This is a genomic window from Pseudomonas sp. Ag1 (assembly GCF_000278565.1).
In the GTDB taxonomy this organism is placed as follows: Bacteria; Pseudomonadota; Gammaproteobacteria; order Pseudomonadales; family Pseudomonadaceae; genus Aquipseudomonas.
In genome coordinates, this window is the sequence record NZ_AKVH01000078.1 from 22989 (window position 1) to 41830 (window position 18842).

21 protein-coding genes are annotated in these 18842 nt (G+C 60.5%); 5 read left to right on the forward strand and 16 right to left on the reverse strand.

The annotated features are described in order from the left end of the window. Positions 1 to 398: 398 nt before the first annotated feature. The 5 genes from A462_RS25500 to A462_RS25485 form a co-directional block, all read right to left on the reverse strand. Positions 399 to 722 carry a hypothetical protein gene (locus tag A462_RS25500; protein WP_003211775.1) on the reverse strand — a complete coding sequence of 108 codons (324 nt, stop codon included), beginning with the start codon at positions 720 to 722 and terminating at the stop codon, positions 399 to 401. Further along, positions 719 to 1006, reverse strand: a complete 288-nt coding sequence (locus A462_RS34810) for a DUF4225 domain-containing protein (RefSeq protein ID WP_238544216.1) — start codon at positions 1004 to 1006, stop codon at positions 719 to 721. The genes A462_RS25500 and A462_RS34810 overlap by 4 nt, the downstream gene beginning before the upstream one ends. A 174-nt stretch (positions 1007 to 1180) precedes the next feature. Next, complete coding sequence (locus A462_RS25495) at positions 1181 to 1669, reverse strand: Hcp family type VI secretion system effector (protein ID WP_008432433.1); 489 nt, start codon at positions 1667 to 1669, stop codon at positions 1181 to 1183. 165 nt (positions 1670 to 1834) lie between these two features. Beyond that, positions 1835 to 2176, reverse strand: a complete 342-nt coding sequence (locus A462_RS25490; RefSeq protein WP_008432434.1) for a DUF6124 family protein — start codon at positions 2174 to 2176, stop codon at positions 1835 to 1837. A 311-nt stretch (positions 2177 to 2487) separates the two neighbouring features. After that, positions 2488 to 3039, reverse strand: coding sequence for a dihydrofolate reductase family protein (locus tag A462_RS25485; protein WP_003211766.1), 552 nt, complete (start codon positions 3037 to 3039; stop codon positions 2488 to 2490). A gap of 160 nt (positions 3040 to 3199) precedes the next feature. On the opposite strand from A462_RS25485, the gene lepB reads away from it, so the two are divergent. After that, on the forward strand, positions 3200 to 3868 hold the full coding sequence (lepB, locus tag A462_RS25480; RefSeq protein ID WP_008432435.1) for a signal peptidase I: 669 nt from the start codon (positions 3200 to 3202) through the stop codon (positions 3866 to 3868). Between the two features lie 8 nt (positions 3869 to 3876). Here lepB and A462_RS25475 read toward each other — a convergent pair whose 3' ends face one another. The 10 genes from A462_RS25475 to A462_RS25430 form a co-directional block, all read right to left on the reverse strand. Next, positions 3877 to 4464 carry a TetR/AcrR family transcriptional regulator gene (locus tag A462_RS25475; RefSeq protein WP_008432436.1) on the reverse strand — a complete coding sequence of 196 codons (588 nt, stop codon included), beginning with the start codon at positions 4462 to 4464 and terminating at the stop codon, positions 3877 to 3879. Between the two features lie 31 nt (positions 4465 to 4495). After that, positions 4496 to 5248, reverse strand: coding sequence for a 3-oxoacyl-ACP reductase family protein (locus A462_RS25470; RefSeq protein WP_008432437.1), 753 nt, complete (start codon positions 5246 to 5248; stop codon positions 4496 to 4498). A gap of 134 nt (positions 5249 to 5382) precedes the next feature. Then, complete coding sequence (locus tag A462_RS25465) at positions 5383 to 6312, reverse strand: hypothetical protein (RefSeq protein ID WP_008432438.1); 930 nt, start codon at positions 6310 to 6312, stop codon at positions 5383 to 5385. Between the two features lie 115 nt (positions 6313 to 6427). Then, positions 6428 to 7363, reverse strand: coding sequence for an alpha/beta hydrolase (locus A462_RS25460; RefSeq protein ID WP_003211755.1), 936 nt, complete (start codon positions 7361 to 7363; stop codon positions 6428 to 6430). A 106-nt stretch (positions 7364 to 7469) separates the two neighbouring features. Continuing rightward, the gene (locus A462_RS25455) at positions 7470 to 7838 is read right to left on the reverse strand and encodes a Na+/H+ antiporter subunit G (protein WP_003211753.1); all 369 of its coding nucleotides are present in this window, start codon (positions 7836 to 7838) and stop codon (positions 7470 to 7472) included. Continuing rightward, positions 7835 to 8113: a K+/H+ antiporter subunit F gene (locus tag A462_RS25450; protein WP_003211751.1), complete on the reverse strand. Its 279-nt coding sequence runs from the start codon at positions 8111 to 8113 to the stop codon at positions 7835 to 7837. Before A462_RS25450 ends, A462_RS25455 begins: the two co-directional genes overlap by 4 nt. Further along, entirely contained in the window at positions 8110 to 8598 is a 489-nt protein-coding gene (locus A462_RS25445; protein WP_003211750.1) for a Na+/H+ antiporter subunit E, read from the reverse strand. The genes A462_RS25450 and A462_RS25445 overlap by 4 nt, the downstream gene beginning before the upstream one ends. Then, complete coding sequence (locus A462_RS25440; RefSeq protein WP_008432441.1) at positions 8595 to 10277, reverse strand: monovalent cation/H+ antiporter subunit D; 1683 nt, start codon at positions 10275 to 10277, stop codon at positions 8595 to 8597. Before A462_RS25440 ends, A462_RS25445 begins: the two co-directional genes overlap by 4 nt. Further along, entirely contained in the window at positions 10274 to 10618 is a 345-nt protein-coding gene (locus A462_RS25435) for a Na+/H+ antiporter subunit C (protein ID WP_003192163.1), read from the reverse strand. The genes A462_RS25440 and A462_RS25435 overlap by 4 nt, the downstream gene beginning before the upstream one ends. Then, positions 10618 to 13539, reverse strand: a complete 2922-nt coding sequence (locus tag A462_RS25430; protein WP_008432443.1) for a monovalent cation/H+ antiporter subunit A — start codon at positions 13537 to 13539, stop codon at positions 10618 to 10620. The genes A462_RS25435 and A462_RS25430 overlap by 1 nt, the downstream gene beginning before the upstream one ends. 186 nt (positions 13540 to 13725) lie before the next feature. On the opposite strand from A462_RS25430, the gene A462_RS25425 reads away from it, so the two are divergent. Continuing rightward, positions 13726 to 15303, forward strand: coding sequence for an ABC-F family ATP-binding cassette domain-containing protein (locus A462_RS25425; protein WP_008432446.1), 1578 nt, complete (start codon positions 13726 to 13728; stop codon positions 15301 to 15303). A 6-nt stretch (positions 15304 to 15309) separates the two neighbouring features. On the opposite strand, the gene A462_RS25420 is transcribed toward A462_RS25425, so the two are convergent. Then, positions 15310 to 16230 (reverse strand): DMT family transporter, encoded by a 921-nt coding sequence (locus tag A462_RS25420; protein ID WP_008432448.1) that lies wholly within the window; start codon positions 16228 to 16230, stop codon positions 15310 to 15312. Positions 16231 to 16322: 92 nt separating this feature from the next. Here A462_RS25420 and A462_RS25415 point away from each other — a divergent pair, with 92 nt between their 5' ends. The 3 genes from A462_RS25415 (at position 16323) to A462_RS25405 (ending at position 18838) form a co-directional block, all read left to right on the forward strand. Then, the gene (locus tag A462_RS25415) at positions 16323 to 16886 is read left to right on the forward strand and encodes a helix-turn-helix domain-containing protein (RefSeq protein ID WP_003211741.1); all 564 of its coding nucleotides are present in this window, start codon (positions 16323 to 16325) and stop codon (positions 16884 to 16886) included. A gap of 152 nt (positions 16887 to 17038) precedes the next feature. Continuing rightward, complete coding sequence (locus A462_RS25410; RefSeq protein ID WP_008432450.1) at positions 17039 to 17404, forward strand: hypothetical protein; 366 nt, start codon at positions 17039 to 17041, stop codon at positions 17402 to 17404. Positions 17405 to 17641: 237 nt separating this feature from the next. Beyond that, complete coding sequence (locus A462_RS25405) at positions 17642 to 18838, forward strand: SfnB family sulfur acquisition oxidoreductase (protein WP_003211739.1); 1197 nt, start codon at positions 17642 to 17644, stop codon at positions 18836 to 18838. Positions 18839 to 18842: the final 4 nt, after the last annotated feature.

Consider the following 18842-nt stretch of genomic DNA (forward strand, 5'->3'; position numbering starts at 1 on the left):
CTTAATGTGGGAGCGGGCTTGCTCGCGAAGAACATGAGGGCGCCGCGTTGAATCAGGACGCCCACATCATCGTTAACGACCTTCGCGAGCAAGCCCGCTCCCACATTTAAACCGTGCCCGCTTCTGATTTTGCTGTTGCTTCACCACACTCAAGCCGGCCGGTAGGCCGCTGTGCTCTTGATCTGCTTTTGATCTTGATCTTAGGCGCTAGCCTAAGCGAGGTGCCGAGTGGTGGGGCAAGAGCGTTATCGATTGTTCCCATGCTCCGCGTGGGAATGCCGCCCCGGACGCTCTGCGTCCCGCCGCCAATGTGAGGTTGAAGTTCTGCACGAGTTGATGCGGGGTGTCACGGTATGCATTCCTACGCAGAGCATGGGAACAATCAAACGTCCAGGTGATCATCTTTGGGACTTTCCGGGTAAGCGCTGCCACCACCACTTCAAGTCACGTTTGACAGGAAGTGCTAACGCATGGAGGAAAAGACAGATAAATGCGAGCCAACCAACCGACTCGTAGTTATTAATGATTTCCGGGTGATGCCCGAAGTACAAGAAATTATCAAATTTAACGATGTCCATGTGTACGCTCATAAAAAGCATGTTTACCCCCAGACCTAGCAGGAGCTTGGTGTAACCAATATTTTTGCTGGAAAGGATCACTTTGAGGCTGTACGCAAATAGAATGCCGAATACCGAAAAAATCAAGAAAGCTAAAATAATCAATTTTTTGTCTCTTGATATAAGTTCTTTAGCGTTAAGACGTCTGCGCCTGCTTCAAATGCCAATGAAGTTGGCCCCATGGTCTTGTATGCTCGTATTTTGTCCGTATTGAGATACCTAAATAAACGCCAGGCATCTGGTTTTAACACGTGCCTTGTAACGCTGTAGGCAGAAAGCCCAATATCAACAGAGCCATATGCCATATTCGCTTCACGCTCGCCATATCCCATCGCAGATAACGCCGAGTGATACCCCTTGCGCAATAGTCTTCTTACCTTGTTCAACATCCCTGACAATACTGCGCGCGTAATAAGCAACCTCCCGGTTGAATATGGACCGTGTTATCCCATCCTTGAGATGCCGCGCACTGATCGCACAGGCGTGATTCGTCAGCTTTGCTGCGGCTTGACTAACTTCCCACAGTTCATGAAACGTTGGCGTCGATGGTTCTTGATTTAGTTTCATAGATCGGTCTCGGGCCATGAACTGTAGCCACTGGTACCGGCCAGATGGTGAGTCCAGATGATTTCCCGATACCGGATGGAGAGATGCTCTTGTGCATCTATATCGTGCATCAGTACTGCGTGGGGCACGTCAAGGGAAAGGTCCGCGATGATGCAACCCCGTAGGTCGACGGTGTAGTACTTCTGGTGTTGGCCAAACTGAGAAATACGGTAGAAATGGATGATGCAGTTAAGCTCTTCTCTTTTGGAAAGTGCCATCGCCAACAGAGGTGAAGCTTTATCGACGTTTTTTGTAATGACCACTGGCCAATGAGTCGCAGCTCTGACATTCCCTTCATTGAGCATGTTGTGGTTATAGGACATCACCATTATTTCGTCGCGATGCCCTTCCTGGCATTTGTTACCGATAGAGTCTTGTGTAGAGCAGTCTGCGGAAATAAGACCCTGGGTTTTTCCGTTGATAGTCATGTAACCGTGGTTAGCCATAAAGAAGCATCCTGATCTATTGGTTTTCAGAATACAAAAAATGGCAAATAGGAAATATCGGAAGATTCTCTTTGAAGTGTGTGAGTAATATGTAGGATTTTTCTCTAATGGAGGGGCGGGTCTAGTTGAAATCGAATAGATCCACCCCGTTGTGTTTTTTCCTCTTTAACGTAGTTGGTTGTGTGTTGCGCCGTATTGATCAAGGGTGCTATCGACCAATAACTGAATCCCCTCCAACATCCGGCAAATCCCCAACGCCACACTCCGGGACGGCCCATCGATTTCAAATGCCAGATTCGTAGCTAACACCTGCACCGACGCCAAGTTCTCCGATGCATTGACCAACAACGTCTCCGCGTCCAACCCTTCACGCACGACAAAAAGCCTGGAGCTCTCGTCAGGCGAATCAGGTTCAGAAGAGGGATTCAGATAATGATTAATCGCCCGATGAGCAGCCGCGTGAAGCGAGGGTGAATCGAGTGGCGGGTTTGGACTGTCTTTGATCATGACGACGCTCCTAGAGTAATGGAGCCGCCACCCATCGCTGCGAAACGACAATCGGGTGGCAGCTGTACGCAGGTTCGCAGACCGGGACTCTAGGCACCCGGCATACCCGAAGGTATCCCGCGCACAGCCGCCATAACATCAGGCATAAAAAAGCGCCCGCTATCTTGTGGTGGACGCTGTGCGTCTAGAGTTTACCCGGGCTGCGAAACCCGGTCGCTGAATTTGCAGCGACCACCGAAGAGTAGGGAGCCATCTTCTGAGCGACAACCCTACAAAGCTGTCGGAAATTTCCGGGTGTTAACCCGCGACCATCAGCGCTTGCCACTCACCTCATACCGGCTTTGAACAAACCCGTTATCCGACGCATACGTGCCGATATGCCGAAGCTCATGCTCGCCACCCAACTGGCTGAACAAGGGGATCCCCTGGCCCAGCACAACCGGAATACGCGTGATGATCATCTCGTCGATCAAACCCGCCTCAAGAAACTGCTGAATCGTCTGGCCTCCGTCGATATACAGGTGTTTCATCCCGCGCTCGGCCAACGCTGCCACGAGGCTGGTGACATCCTGGCTCACCACCTCAACCTTGCCCTTCAAAGCTGCAGGTAGCTCAACCGATTGGTGAGAGAGTGCTATGACCGGCGTGCCCTCATAGGGCCACTCCGGAAAGGACAACACTTTTTCCAGGGTCTTGCGGCCCATCACTAGCGCATCCACGGTGGCGATGAAGTGTTCATAGGTCACGCCGTTCAATTCGGCGCCTTCGTACTCAGGGCGATGAAGCCACTCGATATCACCGTCTGGCCTGGCAATAAAGCCGTCGACGCTGGCTGCGATAAAGACCGAACATTTGCTATCCATGGGGCGTGAAACTCCTTTTCTGTGTGCTTGAAAATATCGACTGTCATGGGTCGGCAACGCTAATGTTAATTTAATCTTGCGATGCAATAAGCGAGCATTGCCAAAAATCACCGTGGGTACCCGGCGCAGGCCGGTGTGCCTTTTCGTATTGCGAGGATCTATGCGCCGTTGGTTAATCCGCTACCGTTACGCGATCATTTTCTGGCTGTGCTTCGGGGTTTTCCGCACCTCCCTGGCTGACTGGAATCCCATCCCGTCCGGTTCCATGCGCCCGACGTTGCTTGAGGGCGATGTGGTGCTGGTCAATCGCGTCGCGTACGACCTCAAATTGCCCCTCACCGATATTTCCCTGGCGAGACTGGATAACCCCCAGCGCGGAGATGTCGTCACGTTCTCTTCGCCCAAGGATGGCACGCGCTTGATCAAACGCATTGTCGGTATCCCCGGCGATACCCTGGAAATGCGCGACGAGGTGTTGTGGGTCAACGGTACGCCGGCCACCTACAGTAATGGGCAGGACATCAGCGAGCCTATTGCGCCTGGCCAAACAGTTCCGGGGATCAAGGTGACGGAGCGTGCGAACAGCAGCCAGCGCACGGTGCAGTTCATGCCGACAGTACGGGCGCTGCGCGATTTCGGCCCGGTGGTGGTGCCTGCCGACAGTTACTTCATGCTGGGCGACAATCGCGATAACAGCGATGACTCCCGCTATATCGGGTTTGTGCCGCGTCGGCTGTTGATCGGGCACGCCCACCATATCCTGGCGTCAGCGCAGATCCTGGACCATTGGATGCCACGATTGGGTCGATTTGGCGCGCCGATACTCTAGTGGGCTGATCACGCTTTTGCGCTCAGCGCCCGCAGTGCAAACCCCGCAATGCGCTCCAGTTGCTCAGTGGTGGCGCCGCCCTTGCTGGCGACTTTCATGCCGCTGAGGGTGGCCATCAGAAAATCACACGCGCCCGAGCGATCGGTGCCGACGGTCAATTCGCCTTGTTCCTGCGCACGCTCCAGCGTCTGTTCGAATGCATTGCGCAAGCGTTCGGCGCTGTGGGCGGTGAGTTGATTGATCTCATCATCTTCCAGGCCGAACTCGCAGATGGCATTGACGCCCATGCAACCCGCCGTTCCTTCCCGCAGGGCGCGGGTGGCGAAGGATTGCAGGGTGTCGTGCAGTGCCTGCAGCGGGATCGGGCCCTGGTTCAGGCGCTCGATCAAGTCGTCGACGCCGGTGCGCTGATACTCGGCCATCGCCAGCAGGTACAACTGACGTTTGTCGCCAAAGGTGTTGTACATGCTCTGGCGGCTCAGTCCCATGGCCTGCATCAGTTCTTCAGTCGAGGCCGCGGCAAAACCCTTGTCGCAGAAAACCCGGATGGCCTCGCGCAGCACCTGGTCGCGGTCGAATGCTCTGGGTCTTGCCATGGTTACCTCGGGGGAAATTGCAGGTGAAGGCTCAGGCCAGGTAGCCGCCATCGATGGTCATGCTTGTGCCGGTGACAAATGCCGCTTCTTCGGACGCGAGATAAGCAACCATGCCGGCAACATCGTCGGCGGTACCTACGCGGCCCAAGGGGATCAGGCTTTTGATCATGTCCGCATGGGGCCCGTCTGCCGGGTTCATGTCGGTGCTGGTCGGGCCCGGCTGCACGTTGTTGACGGTGATGCCGCGCGGCGCGAAATCAATCGCCAGGCCGCGGATCATACCGGCGATCGCCGACTTCGTCATGCTATAGACGCTGGAGCCCGGGAAGCCCGAACGTTGGGCGACCACGCTGCCGACGGTGATTATTCGGTCACCCGTGTGCATCACCGCCGAGCTGGCCTTGGCCGCCGCAAACGTGGCCCGCACATTGACCGCAAACATTCGGTCGAAGTCTTCCAGGCTGAAGGTGTCGACGGTACCCATCAGCAGGATCCCGGCGTTGTTGACCAGGATATTCAAGGCGCCGAAATGCTCGACAGTGGCCGCGACCGCCCGTTCTATTGCCGCCACATCGGCGCTGTCGGCCTGAATCGCCAAGGCTTTTCCGCCCTTGCTTTCGATCAGGCCAACCAGCGCTTGCGCCTTGTCGGCAGAGGAGGAATAGGTAAACGCGACCGCTGCACCTTCAGCTGCAAGCCGGCGGACAATCGCTTCGCCGATACCGCGGGAACCGCCGGTGACCAGGGCGACTTTGTGGTTGAAGCGAGGGGTGTGAGCTGTCATGGGGGAGGCCTGAGGTTTAGTGGACTAAATAATCCACTAAACCGTACCAGCCTGGAAATACTTAGCCAAGCTGTTTTTGGATTAATTAATCTTTAACTGCCGGATGTGCTCTCGAATCCTTCATCAGACGCCGGTCATTTCAGGTCGCTGTAGGTCAACCTGAACTCCGACAGCGCCGGGTGCTCGGTTTTCCACTGGCGGCCATACGCCTTGGCTGTTTCCATTTCTTCGGCAGTCAGCGCGCTGGCCAGTTGTTGCAGGTAGCCTGCGGCATCGGCGTGCCGTGGGTTTTGCCGGGTACTGTCCATGACCAGCCAGTAGAGCCCATAGGCGTGGATTTTGTTCTCGGGGTAGTGATAGCGGTTGGTGCCACTTTCATCGATATCGAACCCGCCGAGCGCACCGGCATAGGTCATGACGCCATCAAGGTCATTCAGCGCCAGCCGTTTTTCCAGGTGTATGCGCTGGTAGGAGAGGTTGCGGTAGTAGGTCTGCATGTTGGCCAGCCACTTCATCGCTGGCGGGAAGCCCTTGAAGGCCGCATACCTGAGCATGGAGTCGCGGTTGTCACTGGCCTCCGGGTTTTTGTCGTACAACAGCGCCGCAATGTAATAGGCCTCGGCGCAGCCGGCATCACCTGCCTTTCTCAGCCACGAGCGATCTTTGGTCAGTTCATACAGCTGCAGCATCGCTGCGCCGTCGCCAGCATCGGCACCTGCCTGGGCGAGGGCCTTGGCCTTGGCCAGGTTGGTTTCGCCACCCAGGCGCATCAGGGCGTACACATGATCCTGGGCGGCGGCCAGGCGGTACCACGCCTGGGCCTCGGGGTCGACACTGCCGACCCGGCGCCGGATGGCTTCGCCCAGGGCGTATTGGGACGGCGCATCGCCGGCCGAGGCGGAGATGGTCAGGTGGATTTCGCACTCTTCGAATTCACCGAGTTGATACAACTCGAGACCCCGCTGCTTGGCTGCCTGTTGCTGGCTCGTCAAATGTGAAATCAGCGCATTCAGCGAGTTGAGCAAATCAAACAGCGTGGTCAGTGCATCGGAATGGGTATACATGATCATTACCTGTATCGGGATACGTTGTCCGATAAAGGTAGGTGGAGCGGTGGGGCCCCAGGTGACAGATAGTTATCGGCAGGAGCGCTACCTTTCCCGCGCTCTGGGCAACCCCTCAAGCGCTACGGCTGCCACGTATTGCCTGGTCCAGAAACAACGCCGCATTCGCCACGGCCTGCATGCCTTCGGGCAAGATTGCCGCAAACAAATGCCAGACATGAAACATCCCGGGCCAAACCTCCAGCGACACGCGTACCCGGTTTTCCCCCAGGTGGGTGGCCAGGCGCATGGCGTCGCTGAGCATGACTTCGTTTTCGCCGATCTGCACCAGAATGGGCGGCAATCCCCGGACGTCCGCGAACACCGGCGATGCATCGGGATCATTCGGCAGCGCGCCGTTGAGAAACGCTTTTGCAAGCAGCGTCAGCCCCAGGCGGGAGGCTTGCGGGTCGAGGCCGTCACGGTTGTCGATGGAGGCGCCGGTGTGTTCCAGGTTGGCCCACGGCGACAAGGCGGCGCCCCCGGCAGGCAGTGGCAGGCCTGCGTTGCGGGCCTTGACCATCACCGACACCACCATTGCGCCGCCGGCCGAATCGCCCGAGAACACGATGGACCTGGGGTCATTGCCCTGGTCGAGCAGCCAGCGATAAGCCTGCAACGTATCATCAATAGGTACGGGGAACGGATGCTCGGGCGCCAGGCGGTAGTCGGGCAGGTAGACTTTTGCACCCAGCAGTTTTGCGAAGTGGCCGGCAAGGCCCAGGTAGCCCCGCGGACTGCCGCCGACATAACCACCGCCGTGGATGTAAAGCAGCACCCGGTCACCCTCAAACCCATCCGGCACGACCATCATGCCCGGTACGCCACCCATATCGACGTCACAAAAGCTGACACCGGCGGGAATCGGATGGGAACAAAGCACCTGCTCATAAGCCTTGCGCTGCTCATTGAGGGTGAGGGTGGTTTCCTGGCCCGTGAGAAATGGGCCGAAGTCAGCGGCGCAGGCAACCCACGCGTCGAGATGGGCCTGGACAAGGGGAGTGAATGCCATGGGGGAGAACCTCATAAAGTGATCCCGATACCGGGATTAGCGATTGAGGTTCTATTTTATGGATTCTATTGGAGAACGAATTTCACCACTGCGGCGCCTGTGGGGATCAGCTGCCGCTGTCAGTGCGACGGCTGCTGACTTCAGCCGGCACATCATCCCCGGCCATGCGCTTGCGGAACAACGCGGTGCGTGCCAGCAGCAATGTGGTCACCGGCACTGTGATCGACAGCAGGATCGGGATCAACCAACCGTGCAACACCGGCCCGGACTTGAGCACCGAAAAGTAGATGATCGAGGCCAGCGCCACACACCAGGCGCCCAAGGTCGAGGCCAACGCCGGCGGGTGCATGCGCTGGAAGAAGTCTTTCATCCGCAACAACCCAATCGCCCCAATCAGCGCAAACAGGCTGCTAAGCACCAACAATACCGCGACGATCACTTCAACCCACAGCGGCAACACATCGACATTGATCATTCGATCACCTCCCCACGCAGCAGGAATTTCGCCAGGGCAAACGACCCCACAAAACCAAACAGCGCAATCAACAGCGCCGCTTCAAAATACGTGTCACTGGCATACCGAATACCCAGCACCAGCATCATCAGCATGGCCAGGATGTACAGGTAATCCAGCGCCAGCACCCGGTCCTGGGCCGACGGGCCTTTGAACAGGCGCACCAGGGTCAGCACCATGGCCAGGGAGAACAGGAACAGGCTGAACAGGATCGCATTGGAGAGCAGGGCGCTCATTCGAAGATCTCCATCAGGGGCCGTTCGTAGGCGTGTTTGAAGTGCTCGATAAACTGCGCTTCGTCATCCAGGTCGAACACGTGGATCAGCAGGACGCTGCGGTCCAGGGCCAGTTCCGACCATACGGTGCCCGGCGTCACGCTGGTGATCATCGCCAGCACGGCCAGGCCGTTGGCATCCCGCAGGTCCAGGGGGATCTTGATAAAGCGCGAACGCGGTGGGCGCGAGCCGCAGGTCAGGATGCCCCAGGCCACGGCGAGGTTGGAGATGATCACGTCACGTCCCACCAGGAAGAACAAACGGATGATCACCCCCGGGCGGCGGATGCGGATCGGCAGCGGGCGCAACGGCGCCATCATCAGCGGTGCGGCAAAGCCGAGGATTGCCCCCAGCAGCAGGTTGCCGGGGCTGACGGACAGGTTCAACACCAGCCACAACAACCACAATGCCAATGACAGCCACGGGGCAGGGAACAGGCGCTTCATGGCTGCACCTCCAGGGCGGCGGCCTTGGCTTCAGGGCTCGGCACCGGACGCGTCGCCATGACCGCCATCACATAGTGTTCCGGGTTGTTCAGGCTCTCGGCGGCCGCCTGGGTATAGCGCATCAGCGGCTCGGCCTTGAACGTCAGGGCGATGCTCAGGCCCAGCAGGAAGAAAATCGGCACGCATTCGAAGCGGCGCAGCAGCGACGATGGACGTTCTTCCGGGGTCCAGAAGCGCTGGATGCCGAGGCGGGCGAAGGCGATCAGCGAAGCCAGGCCGGAGAAGATCAGCAGTGCCACCAGGCCCCAGGCGGCCGGACGCACCGGTTCGTCGATGGCATTGCCCAGGCCCAACGGGTTGATCAAGGCGCTGAGCAGGCTGAGCTTGCCGATAAACCCGGACAGCGGCGGCATGCCGATGATCAGCAGGGCGCAGGCGATAAAACTCAGGCCGAGGAACGCCACCGTCCAGGGAATCACCTGGCCGACCACGGCTTTCTGTTCATCGTCGAGGTTGGTGCCGGGCGGTGGATGCAGGGATTCCATGGCCTTGGGCAGGGCTTCGATTTCGTCGTCCAGGGGCATGTCGTTGGCCGAGCGCGAACGCTCGATCAATTCGGCCAGCAGGAACAGCGCACTCAGCGCCAGGGTGGAGCTGACCAGATAAAACAGCGCCCCGGCGGTCAGGCTTGGCTGGGCAAAACCCACCGCCGACAGCAGGATCCCGGCGGACACCAGAATGCTCAGGCTGGCCATGCGTTCCAGGCGTTGCGCGGCAATCATCGCCAGCGCCGCGCAGACGATGGTCGCCATGCCGCCGTAGATCAGCCAGTCGCCACCGAACAGCGCCGAGGCGCCCGCCTGGCCGGAGAACAGCAGGTTCCACAGACGCAGCACGGTGTACACGCCGACCTTGGTCATGATCGCAAACATCGCCGCCACTGGCGCACTGGCCGAGGAGTAGGCAGGCGCCAGCCAGAAGTTCAGCGGCCACATCCCGGCCTTGGCCAGGAAGGCGACGGCGAGGATGCCCGCACCGGCATGCAGCAGGCCGCGATCGGCTTCCGGCACCAGGGGGATTTTCAGTGCCAGATCGGCAAAGTTCAAGGTACCGGTGACGCCATAGATCAGCGCCGCGCCAATCAGGAACAAGGTCGAGGCCAGCAGGTTGATCGAGATGTAATGCAGCCCCGCCGACACCCGCGCCCGGCCGGAACCGTGGAGCATCAGGCCGTAGGACGCCGCCAGCAGCACTTCGAAAAACACGAACAGGTTGAACAGGTCGGCGGTCAGGAAGGCGCCATACAGGCCCATCAGCTGAATCTGGAACAGCGCATGGAAACTGGTGCCGGCGCGGTCCCAACGGGCCATGGCGAACAGCAGGGCGCTGACGCCGATGATCCCGGTGAGCACCAGCATCATCGCCGAGAGTTGGTCCACCACCAGCACGATGCCGAACGGCACCTGCCAGTTGCCCGGCAGGTACACACCGATGGAGCCGGGGCCGCCTTTCTGGGTCCAGTACAGCAACAGCACGGCGATGCCCAGGCCCACCATGCTGGAGAACAGGTTGATCCGCGCCTTGAGCGGGCGGTGCTTCTCGCCGAGCATCAGCATCAGCGCGGCGGTCAGCAACGGCAGCAGGATCGGCGCGATGATCAGTTGATTCATCCAGGTCATTCCTTGGGCTCCCGGCCGTCCACATGGTCAGTGCCGGTCAGGCCCCGGGATGCCAGCAGCACCACCAGGAACAGTGCGGTCATGGCGAAGCTGATCACGATTGCCGTCAGCACCAGGGCCTGGGGCAGCGGATCGGTGTAGTTGAGCAAGTCTTGCGGCACGCCATCCTTGATGATCGGCTCCTTGCCGATAAACAGGCTGCCCATGCTGAAGATGAACAGGTTGACCCCGTAGGAGAGCAGGCACAGGCCCATCACCACCTGGAACGTCCGTGGCCGCAGGATCAGCCAGACGCCGGAGGCCGCCAGGACCCCAATGGCAATTGCGATGACTTCTTCCATCAGGCGGCTCCTCCTGGGCTGGCAACGGCTTTCGCCTGGTTGCTGGGTTTATGGGCGCGCACCGATTGGTGGCCGAGGGCGGTGAGCATCAGCAAGGTCGAGCCGACCACCATGGCGTACACACCGACGTCGAAGAACAGCGCGCTGGCGACGTGGATGTCCCCCAGCACCGGCAGGCTGAAGTGCCAGGTGTGCGTGGTGAGGAACGGGTAGCCGGCGAGCAGTGCGCCCAGCCCGGTCAGGGTTGCCGACAACAAGCCAAAACCCATCCAGCGCATCGGCCGCAGGCTCATCTGCGCCTCGACCCACTGGGTACCGGCGACCATGTATTGCAGGATGAACGCGACGGACATCACCAGACCGGCGACAAACCCGCCGCCCGGTTGGTTGTGCCCACGCATGAACAGGTAGAACGAGACAACCAGGGCAATCGGCAGCAGCAGGCGCACCAGCACCGCCGGCACCATCATGAAGCCCAGGGCGGTGTCGCTGGCCTGGCGCGGGTTGATCAGGTCGGTGGCCACGTCGGGTGCCAGTTGGCGCTGTTGCGCGGGCAGTTCCATGCTTTCCTTCGACGGGCGGAAGCGGCGCAGCAGGGCGTAGACGGTCAGCGCCACGGCGCCGAGCACGGTGATTTCTCCCAGGGTGTCGAAGCCCCGGAAGTCCACCAGCATCACGTTCACCACATTGCTGCCACCGCCTTCTGGCAGGGCACGGCTGAGGTAGAAGGAGGAGATGTCGTTGGGCGTCTGGCGGGTCAGCATCGCGTAGGAGAGCAGCGCCATGCCGCCACCGACCACGGTGGACAGCAGGAAGTCCCGCAGGCGGCGGATGCGTGCCTTGCGCAGCGAGCTGGGCAGTGGGGAAACTTCTTCGATCCGCCGTGGCAGCCAGCGCAGGCCCAGCAGGATCAGCACGGTGGTGACCACTTCCACCACCAGTTGCGTCAGCGCCAGGTCTGGCGCCGAGAACCAGACGAAGGTCACGCAGGTCACCATCCCGCACACGCTGACCATGGTCAGGGCTGCCAGCCGGTGGTACTTGGCTTGCCAGGCGGCGCCCAGGGCGCAGGCGATTGCCAGCAGCCACAGGGTGACGAACACGATGGAGCCCGGGATCTTCGGCCGGTCGCCCCAACTGATGCCGCTGTAGAGCATCGGGATCAACCCGGCGATCACCGCCGCCAGCACCAGCAGGAACAGCTGGGTTTGCAGGCGTTTGGTGCTGATGCGTTTTTCGATCTTGCGCACCCCGCGCATCATCACCACCAGGCAGCGCTCGAAGCCGCGCTTGCCATTGAAGTAGCTGATGATCGGCGGGTATTTGAAGCGGCCCAACTTGAGTTGCTTGCGCAGCAGCAGATAGAGCACGACACCGCCGGACATGGCCACCAGGCTCATGATCATTGGCGCGTTCCAGCCGTGCCAGATGGCGAGGCTGTATTCCGGCAGTTCGCCGCCGACCACCGGCAGGGCCGCTGCGGCGAGGATCGAACCGACCACCTGGGCCGGGAAAATCCCCACCAGCAGGCAGGTAAACACCAGCAACTCCACCGGCGCACGCATCCAGCGTGGCGGCTCGTGCGGGGTGTGGGGCAGGTTGGTGGCCTTGGTGCCGAAGAACACATCCACGGTAAAGCGCAGGGCATAGGCCACGCTGAAGGTACCGGCGATGGTGGCGATGACCGGCAGGGCGATTTCCACCCAGGCGGTGGCGGAGATGAACACGGTCTCGGCGAAGAACATTTCCTTGGACAGGAAACCGTTGAGCAGCGGCACGCCGGCCATGGACGCACTGGCGACCATCGCCAGGGTGGCGGTAAACGGAATCAGCTTGAACAGGCCGCTGAGCTTGCGGATGTCACGGGTGCCGCTTTCGTGGTCGATGATTCCCGCCGCCATGAACAGCGACGCCTTGAAAGTGGCGTGGTTAAGGATATGGAATACGGCGGCGACAGCGGCCAGCGGGCTGTTGAGGCCCAGCAGCAAGGTGATCAGCCCGAGGTGGCTGATGGTGGAGTAGGCCAGCAGGCCCTTGAGGTCGTTCTGGAACATGGCGCAATAAGCGCCGAGCAGCAGGGTAATGGCGCCGGCACCGCCGACAATCCAGAACCACTCTTCGCTGCCGGACAGCGACGGCCACAGGCGGGCCAGCAGGAACACGCCGGCCTTCACCATCGTTGCCGAGTGCAGGTAGGCCGACACCGGCGTCGGTGCAGCCATGGCGTGGGGCAGCCAGAAGTGGAAGGGGAATTGCGCGCTTTTGCTCAGGGCGCCGATCAGCACCAGGGCGAGCATGATCGGGTACAACGAATGGGCACGGATCTGATCACCGGCAGCCAGGACCTGATCCAGGTCGTAGCTGCCGACGATATGCCCGAGCAGCATCACCCCCGCCAGCAGGCACAAGCCGCCCGCGCCGGTGACCATCAGCGCCATATAGGCGCCACGCCGGGCATCGGCGCGGTGGTGCCAGTAGCCGATCAGCAGGAACGAGAACAGGCTGGTGAGTTCCCAGAAAAACACGATCTGGATCAGGTTGCCGGAGATCACCAGGCCAAGCATCGCACCCATGAAGGCCAGGAAAAACGCGAAGAAGCGCGGCACCGGGTCTTCCGGCGACATGTAATACCGGGCGTACAGCGACACCAGGGTCCCGATGCCCAGCACCAGCATCGAGAACAACCAGGCAAAACCGTCCATGCGCAATACGAAGTTCAGCCCGAGGCTGGGCAACCACATGAATTCTTCACGTATCACGCCACCGTGGGCGATCTGGGGGTAGAGCAGGGCGACTTGAACCGTCCCGACCAGGGCCACAAGGCCGGCCAGCAGGGACTCTGTGTTGCGTGCGTTGTGCGGCAGCAAGGCCGCCAGACAGCTGCCGATAAAAGGCAGAAGCAGTAGAACTATCAGGGACATAGGCTTCTAATCTGCGGGAGTTTGGGATGCATCATACGTGCCGGAATCTTGATCACCAAACGGCAAGATGTGGCAGGATCCTACAAGGTAGGCTGAAAAAGGCTGTTTGGCATTGTTTCAATGCCCGTATCCAGGGCAGGTATGCTGTTCAGAGGTTTTTTTCAGCCTGTTGCATAAGGACGTGTGATGACCCAGCGATTGCTCCACCTTGACCATGTCGCCTGCAGCCTGCCGGATGGACGCAGCCTGTTCGACAACCTGAACCATGCCTTCAGCGCCCGGGCGACCGGCCTCGTGGGGGCCAACGGGACTGGCAAGTCCTTGTTGGGCGCAATGCTCGCGGGCACCCTGCAGCCCACCCGCGGGCATGTGCGCCGTGAGGGCAGTGTGTACGCGGTGACGCAACTGCTGGAGCCCGAACACTATCCCAGCGTGGCGGCGCTGGCAGGTGTCGACCAAGTGCTGGCGGCGTTGGCGCGCATCGCCGAGGGCAGCGTGGACGAACAGGACCATGCACTGGCCGTTGATCAATGGGATTGCGCGCCTCGACTGGCGGCGGCCCTGGAGCAAATCGGCCTGGGGCACTTGACTGCCGACTCGCCAACCGCGGCCCTCAGTGGCGGCGAACGCCAGCGCGTCGCTTTGCTGGGCGCCTGGTTGTCGAGGGCAGACTGGTTGATCCTCGATGAGCCCAGCAACCACCTGGACATCGATCAGCAGCACAAGCTTGCCCAGCAGATTGATCGCTGGCCCGGCGGCCTGGTGCTGATCAGCCATGATCGCGGGCTGCTGGAGCACATGGACGAGATTGTCGAACTGTCGCCCAAGGGCTTGGCGGTCTACGGCGGTAATTACAGCCACTATGCGGCGACACGGGAGCAGGAGCAGCAGGCGTTCCAGTCGGCGTTGCAGGGGGAGCGCGCGCACGCCAAACGTGAGCAGCGTGAAGCGGTCATCCAGATGGAGCGTCAGCAGCGCCGCAATGCCCGGGGCGACCGCCAGGCCCGGGATGGCAACCAGACCAAACTGATCACCAACGCCCAGAAAGAGCGCAGTGAAAACAGCCAGGGCAAGTTGCGCCTCAACCAGCAGCTGGCGCGTGAGCAGCAACAGCAACGGATCGCCGAGGCGCGTGCGCGGTGTGCGCCCGAGATCCAGCGCATGATGCTGTCGCCGGAAAGCGTGGTGCCCCAGGGCAAGCTGGTGCTGCAGTTGAACGACGTGGTGTTGCCGTTTGGCAGCCCGGCGCCGATCAATCTCACCCTGACCGGCCCGACGCGCATGGCGATCCTGGGAGCCAATGGCAGTGGCAAGTCGACCCTGCTGCGGGTGATTGCCGGCCAGTTGCCGGTGGCTGCCGGTGAGTTGGCGCGCAGTTGCCATATCGGCTGGCTGGACCAACACGCCGGGCTGGAGCACCCCGAGCGCACGGCGGTGCAATGGCTTTACGAAAGTAATCCGCTACTGGCGCAAAGCGAAGCGCGTACACGGCTGGCGCAAATGGGCATTGATGCTGACCGCGCGATGCTCGACACCTGCCAACTGAGCGGCGGCGAGCGTCTGAAAATTGCCCTGGCCGCACAGCTCTACGCCGAGCATCCGCCGCAATTGTTGTTGCTGGACGAACCCGACAACCATCTGGATTTGCCCAGCCGGATTGCCCTGGAGCAAATGCTCAATCAGTACCAGGGCGCGCTGATCGTGGTGTCCCATGACGAGGCGTTCCTGCAGGCCATCAACCTGGACGGTGAGTTGCGCCTCTGAGGCCGCTTAACCCTGGTTTTCATGTTCCAGTTCGGCCTGGGGCTCGGCGAGCCGCTGCCGGCGGGTTTTCATCTCACTGACAATCACCGCCGCCACGATCAACGCCGCGCCCACCATGGCAATCGGCGGGAAGCGCTCCCCGGCAATCCGCCCGACCACGCCGGCCCACACCGGCTCCCCGGCATAAATCAGCGTGGCGCGAGTCGGCGAGACGCTTTTCTGCGCCCAGTTCATCGCCACCTGAATCACCGCGCTGGTCAGCCCCAGGCCCACCGCGCTGAACAGCAGCAACCAGGAAAACCCCGGCAGCGCCTCGCCCATCGGCACCACCATCAGGAACGACAGCACCGACGCCGTGGCCAGTTGCACCACCGTTACCCGGCGTACATCCACCTGCCCGGCAAAGGCGCTGATCAGGATGATCTCGGCGGCAATTGCTACCGCACCGATCAACGTGGCGATTTCACCGGGGCTGAAATTCAATGATGCCCCGGCCGGGCCGGTCAGCAGCATCAGCCCGGTAAACGCGAGCATGATGCCGATGCTCGGCATCAACCCCGGCCGCCGTCCCAGTACCAGCCATTGCAGCAGCGGCACGAATGGCACATACAGCGCAGTAATAAATGCCGACTGGCTGCTCAGGATCGTCTGCAAGCCAATGGTCTGCAAACCGTAGCCGAACATGATCGCCACACCGATAAAGCAGCCAGCCTTCAATTCAAACAGCGTCAGGTTCCGCAGGCTGCGGAATGAGAACGCCCCGACGATGAGCGCCGCTGCAGCAAAACGCAGGCCGACGAAAAACATCGGGCCGCTGACCGCCATGGCGTGCTGCACCAGCAAAAAGGTGCCGCCCCAAAACATGGTGATCACCACCAATACACATTCGGCTTTGCTGAAACGGGAAAACAATGGGGAGGTGGTCATGGCGGCTCGGTCTTGCACAGGAAGGGCGCGGACCGCACAATGCGCCGCAAGCTGGGCAGTATACTGCGCAACCCCACCCTGTGAGCAATATAGTGCACAAAGAAAATCCGCAACGGGCCTCGGTCCTGCAACACGTCAGCCAGAACGTTCGGCGCCTGCGCCATGCGGCTGAGTTGAGCCAGACGGCGCTGTCCGAAAAATCCGGCGTCAGCCGGCGCATGCTGGTGGCAATCGAGGCGGGGGAGAAAAACGTCAGCCTGTCGACCCTCGACCGGGTGGCCGAAGCCCTGGACGTGGCCTTCAGCGACTTGATCCAGGCCCCGGATGCCGCTGATCACAGCCGTATCAACGAACTGGCCTGGGCCGGTGACATCCCCGGCAGCAAAGCCGTGCTGCTGGCCAAGGCCACCGCGCGTCGCGAGGTGGAACTATGGGAGATGCGCCTGGAGCCCGGCGATCGCTACATGCCTGAACCGGACCCCGAGGGTTGGAGCGTGCAGTTGTTTGTGTTCGAAGGCACCCTGACGCTGGTGCTGGGGGATGAGGAAAAAAACGTCGCCACCGGTGAGTTCCTGATGTTCGCCAGCCGCTACCTTCATGCCTATCGCAATGACGGCGACGTGGCGGTGCGGTTTGTGCGCAACGTGGTGATTTAAGACTCTTGGCTTTGAGTGTTGTCAACTGTCAGATTTCACAGCTTACATCAGCGTTGGATTGAATCTAGTGTGGGAGTTACTGCTCAGAGAACTGGCTCAATCGGAGCGCGGGCGGAAGGGGCAGTTGGCTTCACTAAATGGAGAGCACACTGATGACAGCGCAAGACTCAAAGCACATCAAGAGTAGTGAATTGCTTCCCCGTCCACGCATTAATCCCTCTCACGGGAACCATGTGAATTATCCCGAGATGCAGGGTGGGCAAGCCTCGATCATTATTCCCGCGTACCCGGGCCTGGCCATTGGGCAAACAATCAGGTGGACGGTCAGGGGGAACGGCTTGCTGTTTGGTCACATCGAGGTAAAGTCGCTGGAGCACCAATACAAAGATGTTGTGAACGGTATTGTCTTCCGCCGTGAGGTGGTGGAGGCAAAATATGGCGTGCGTCAAGATGGACATGACGAGCGCCTTTCTGACCATAGTTTTTATATCGTGGACGACCGTCCTGCCGATGCCTGAGTGGTAGTGAGTTGGCTTTCAATACCGAAGTCAGTGTCGCCGGTATTGAAAGCCACCACGGGGCCTTGCTCCCGGATGATCAACTGTTGGCAGTGCAACAGTGGTTGGACACTTTGCTGTTTTGAACCGCCAACGACTTCCCTGATATACCGGCAACCCGCTGATTTCATTGCACATTGCATTCGGGCACGACTCCTGCAATCACTCCAGTATCTCTCTGGAGCCTGGAGTCGGCCCATGTCAGCCCAACCCCTACAACCTGCCCACATCATCCGTTCGGACGCCGAGGCCATTGCGGTTGCCACCGAGTTGGCCAAGCGTTTTGCCGTGGACGCCGGCGTGCGCGACCGCGAGCGACGCCTGCCGGTGGCCGAGCTGGACGAATTCTCTGCCAGTGGCCTGTGGGGCATCACCATTCCCAAGGCCTACGGCGGCGCGGGAGTGTCCTATGTGACGGTGGCCGAGGTGATCAAGCTGATCTCCGCCGCCGACCCGTCCCTGGGGCAGATTCCGCAGAACCACCTGGGCGTCGTCGACATCCTCCTGCAAACCGCCAGCGAGGAGCAAAAGCAGCACTACTTCGCCAAGGTCCTGCTGGGCTATCGGTTCGGCAATGCCTTCTCCGAAGCCAAGAGCAAGAACGCCGGCACGTTTGACACACAAGTGCGCTTTGACGGCGACAGTGCGTACATCAACGGCGAGAAGTTCTACTGCACCGGCGCACTGTTCGCCCATATCGTGCCGACGGTGGGCGTCAACGAAAAGGACCAGGCGTTCATCGCATTTGTCGAACGGGACGCGCCGGGCCTGCAAGTGATCGACAGCTGGGACGGCTTCGGCCAGCGCACCACCGCCAGCGGCGGCGTGACCCTCGACGGTGTGAAGGTGCCGCTGAGTGCGGTGATCCCCGCGCACCAGGCCTTCGACCAACCCACCGCCAACGGCCCGATTTCGCAGATCATCCAGGCGGCCGTCGACACCGGCATCGCCCTCGGGGCCCTGGAACAAGCCAAGATTCATGCACGCCAGGCCCGGCCCTGGATCGACAGCCAGCAGGATCACGGCTGGCAAGACCCGTTCACCATCGCCGCCATCGGCGACCTGGAATGGCGGGTCCACGGCACCGAAGCGATCCTCGCCAAGGCCGGCATTGCCGTCGACCAGGCCCTGGCCAACCCCAACGAAGACACCGTGGCCAATGCCTCGTTGGTCGTCGCCCAGGCCAAAGTGCTGTCGGCGGAAACCGCCTTGCTCGCCAGCAGCAAACTCTTCGAACTGGCCGGCACCCGCTCGGTGTCCGGCAAGCACAACCTCGACCGCTTCTGGCGCAACGCACGTACCCACACCCTGCACGACCCGGCCCGCTGGAAATACCACCTGATCGGCAACTTCGTGCTCAACGGCGTCAAGCCCGCACGCCATGCCTGGAACTGAGGAG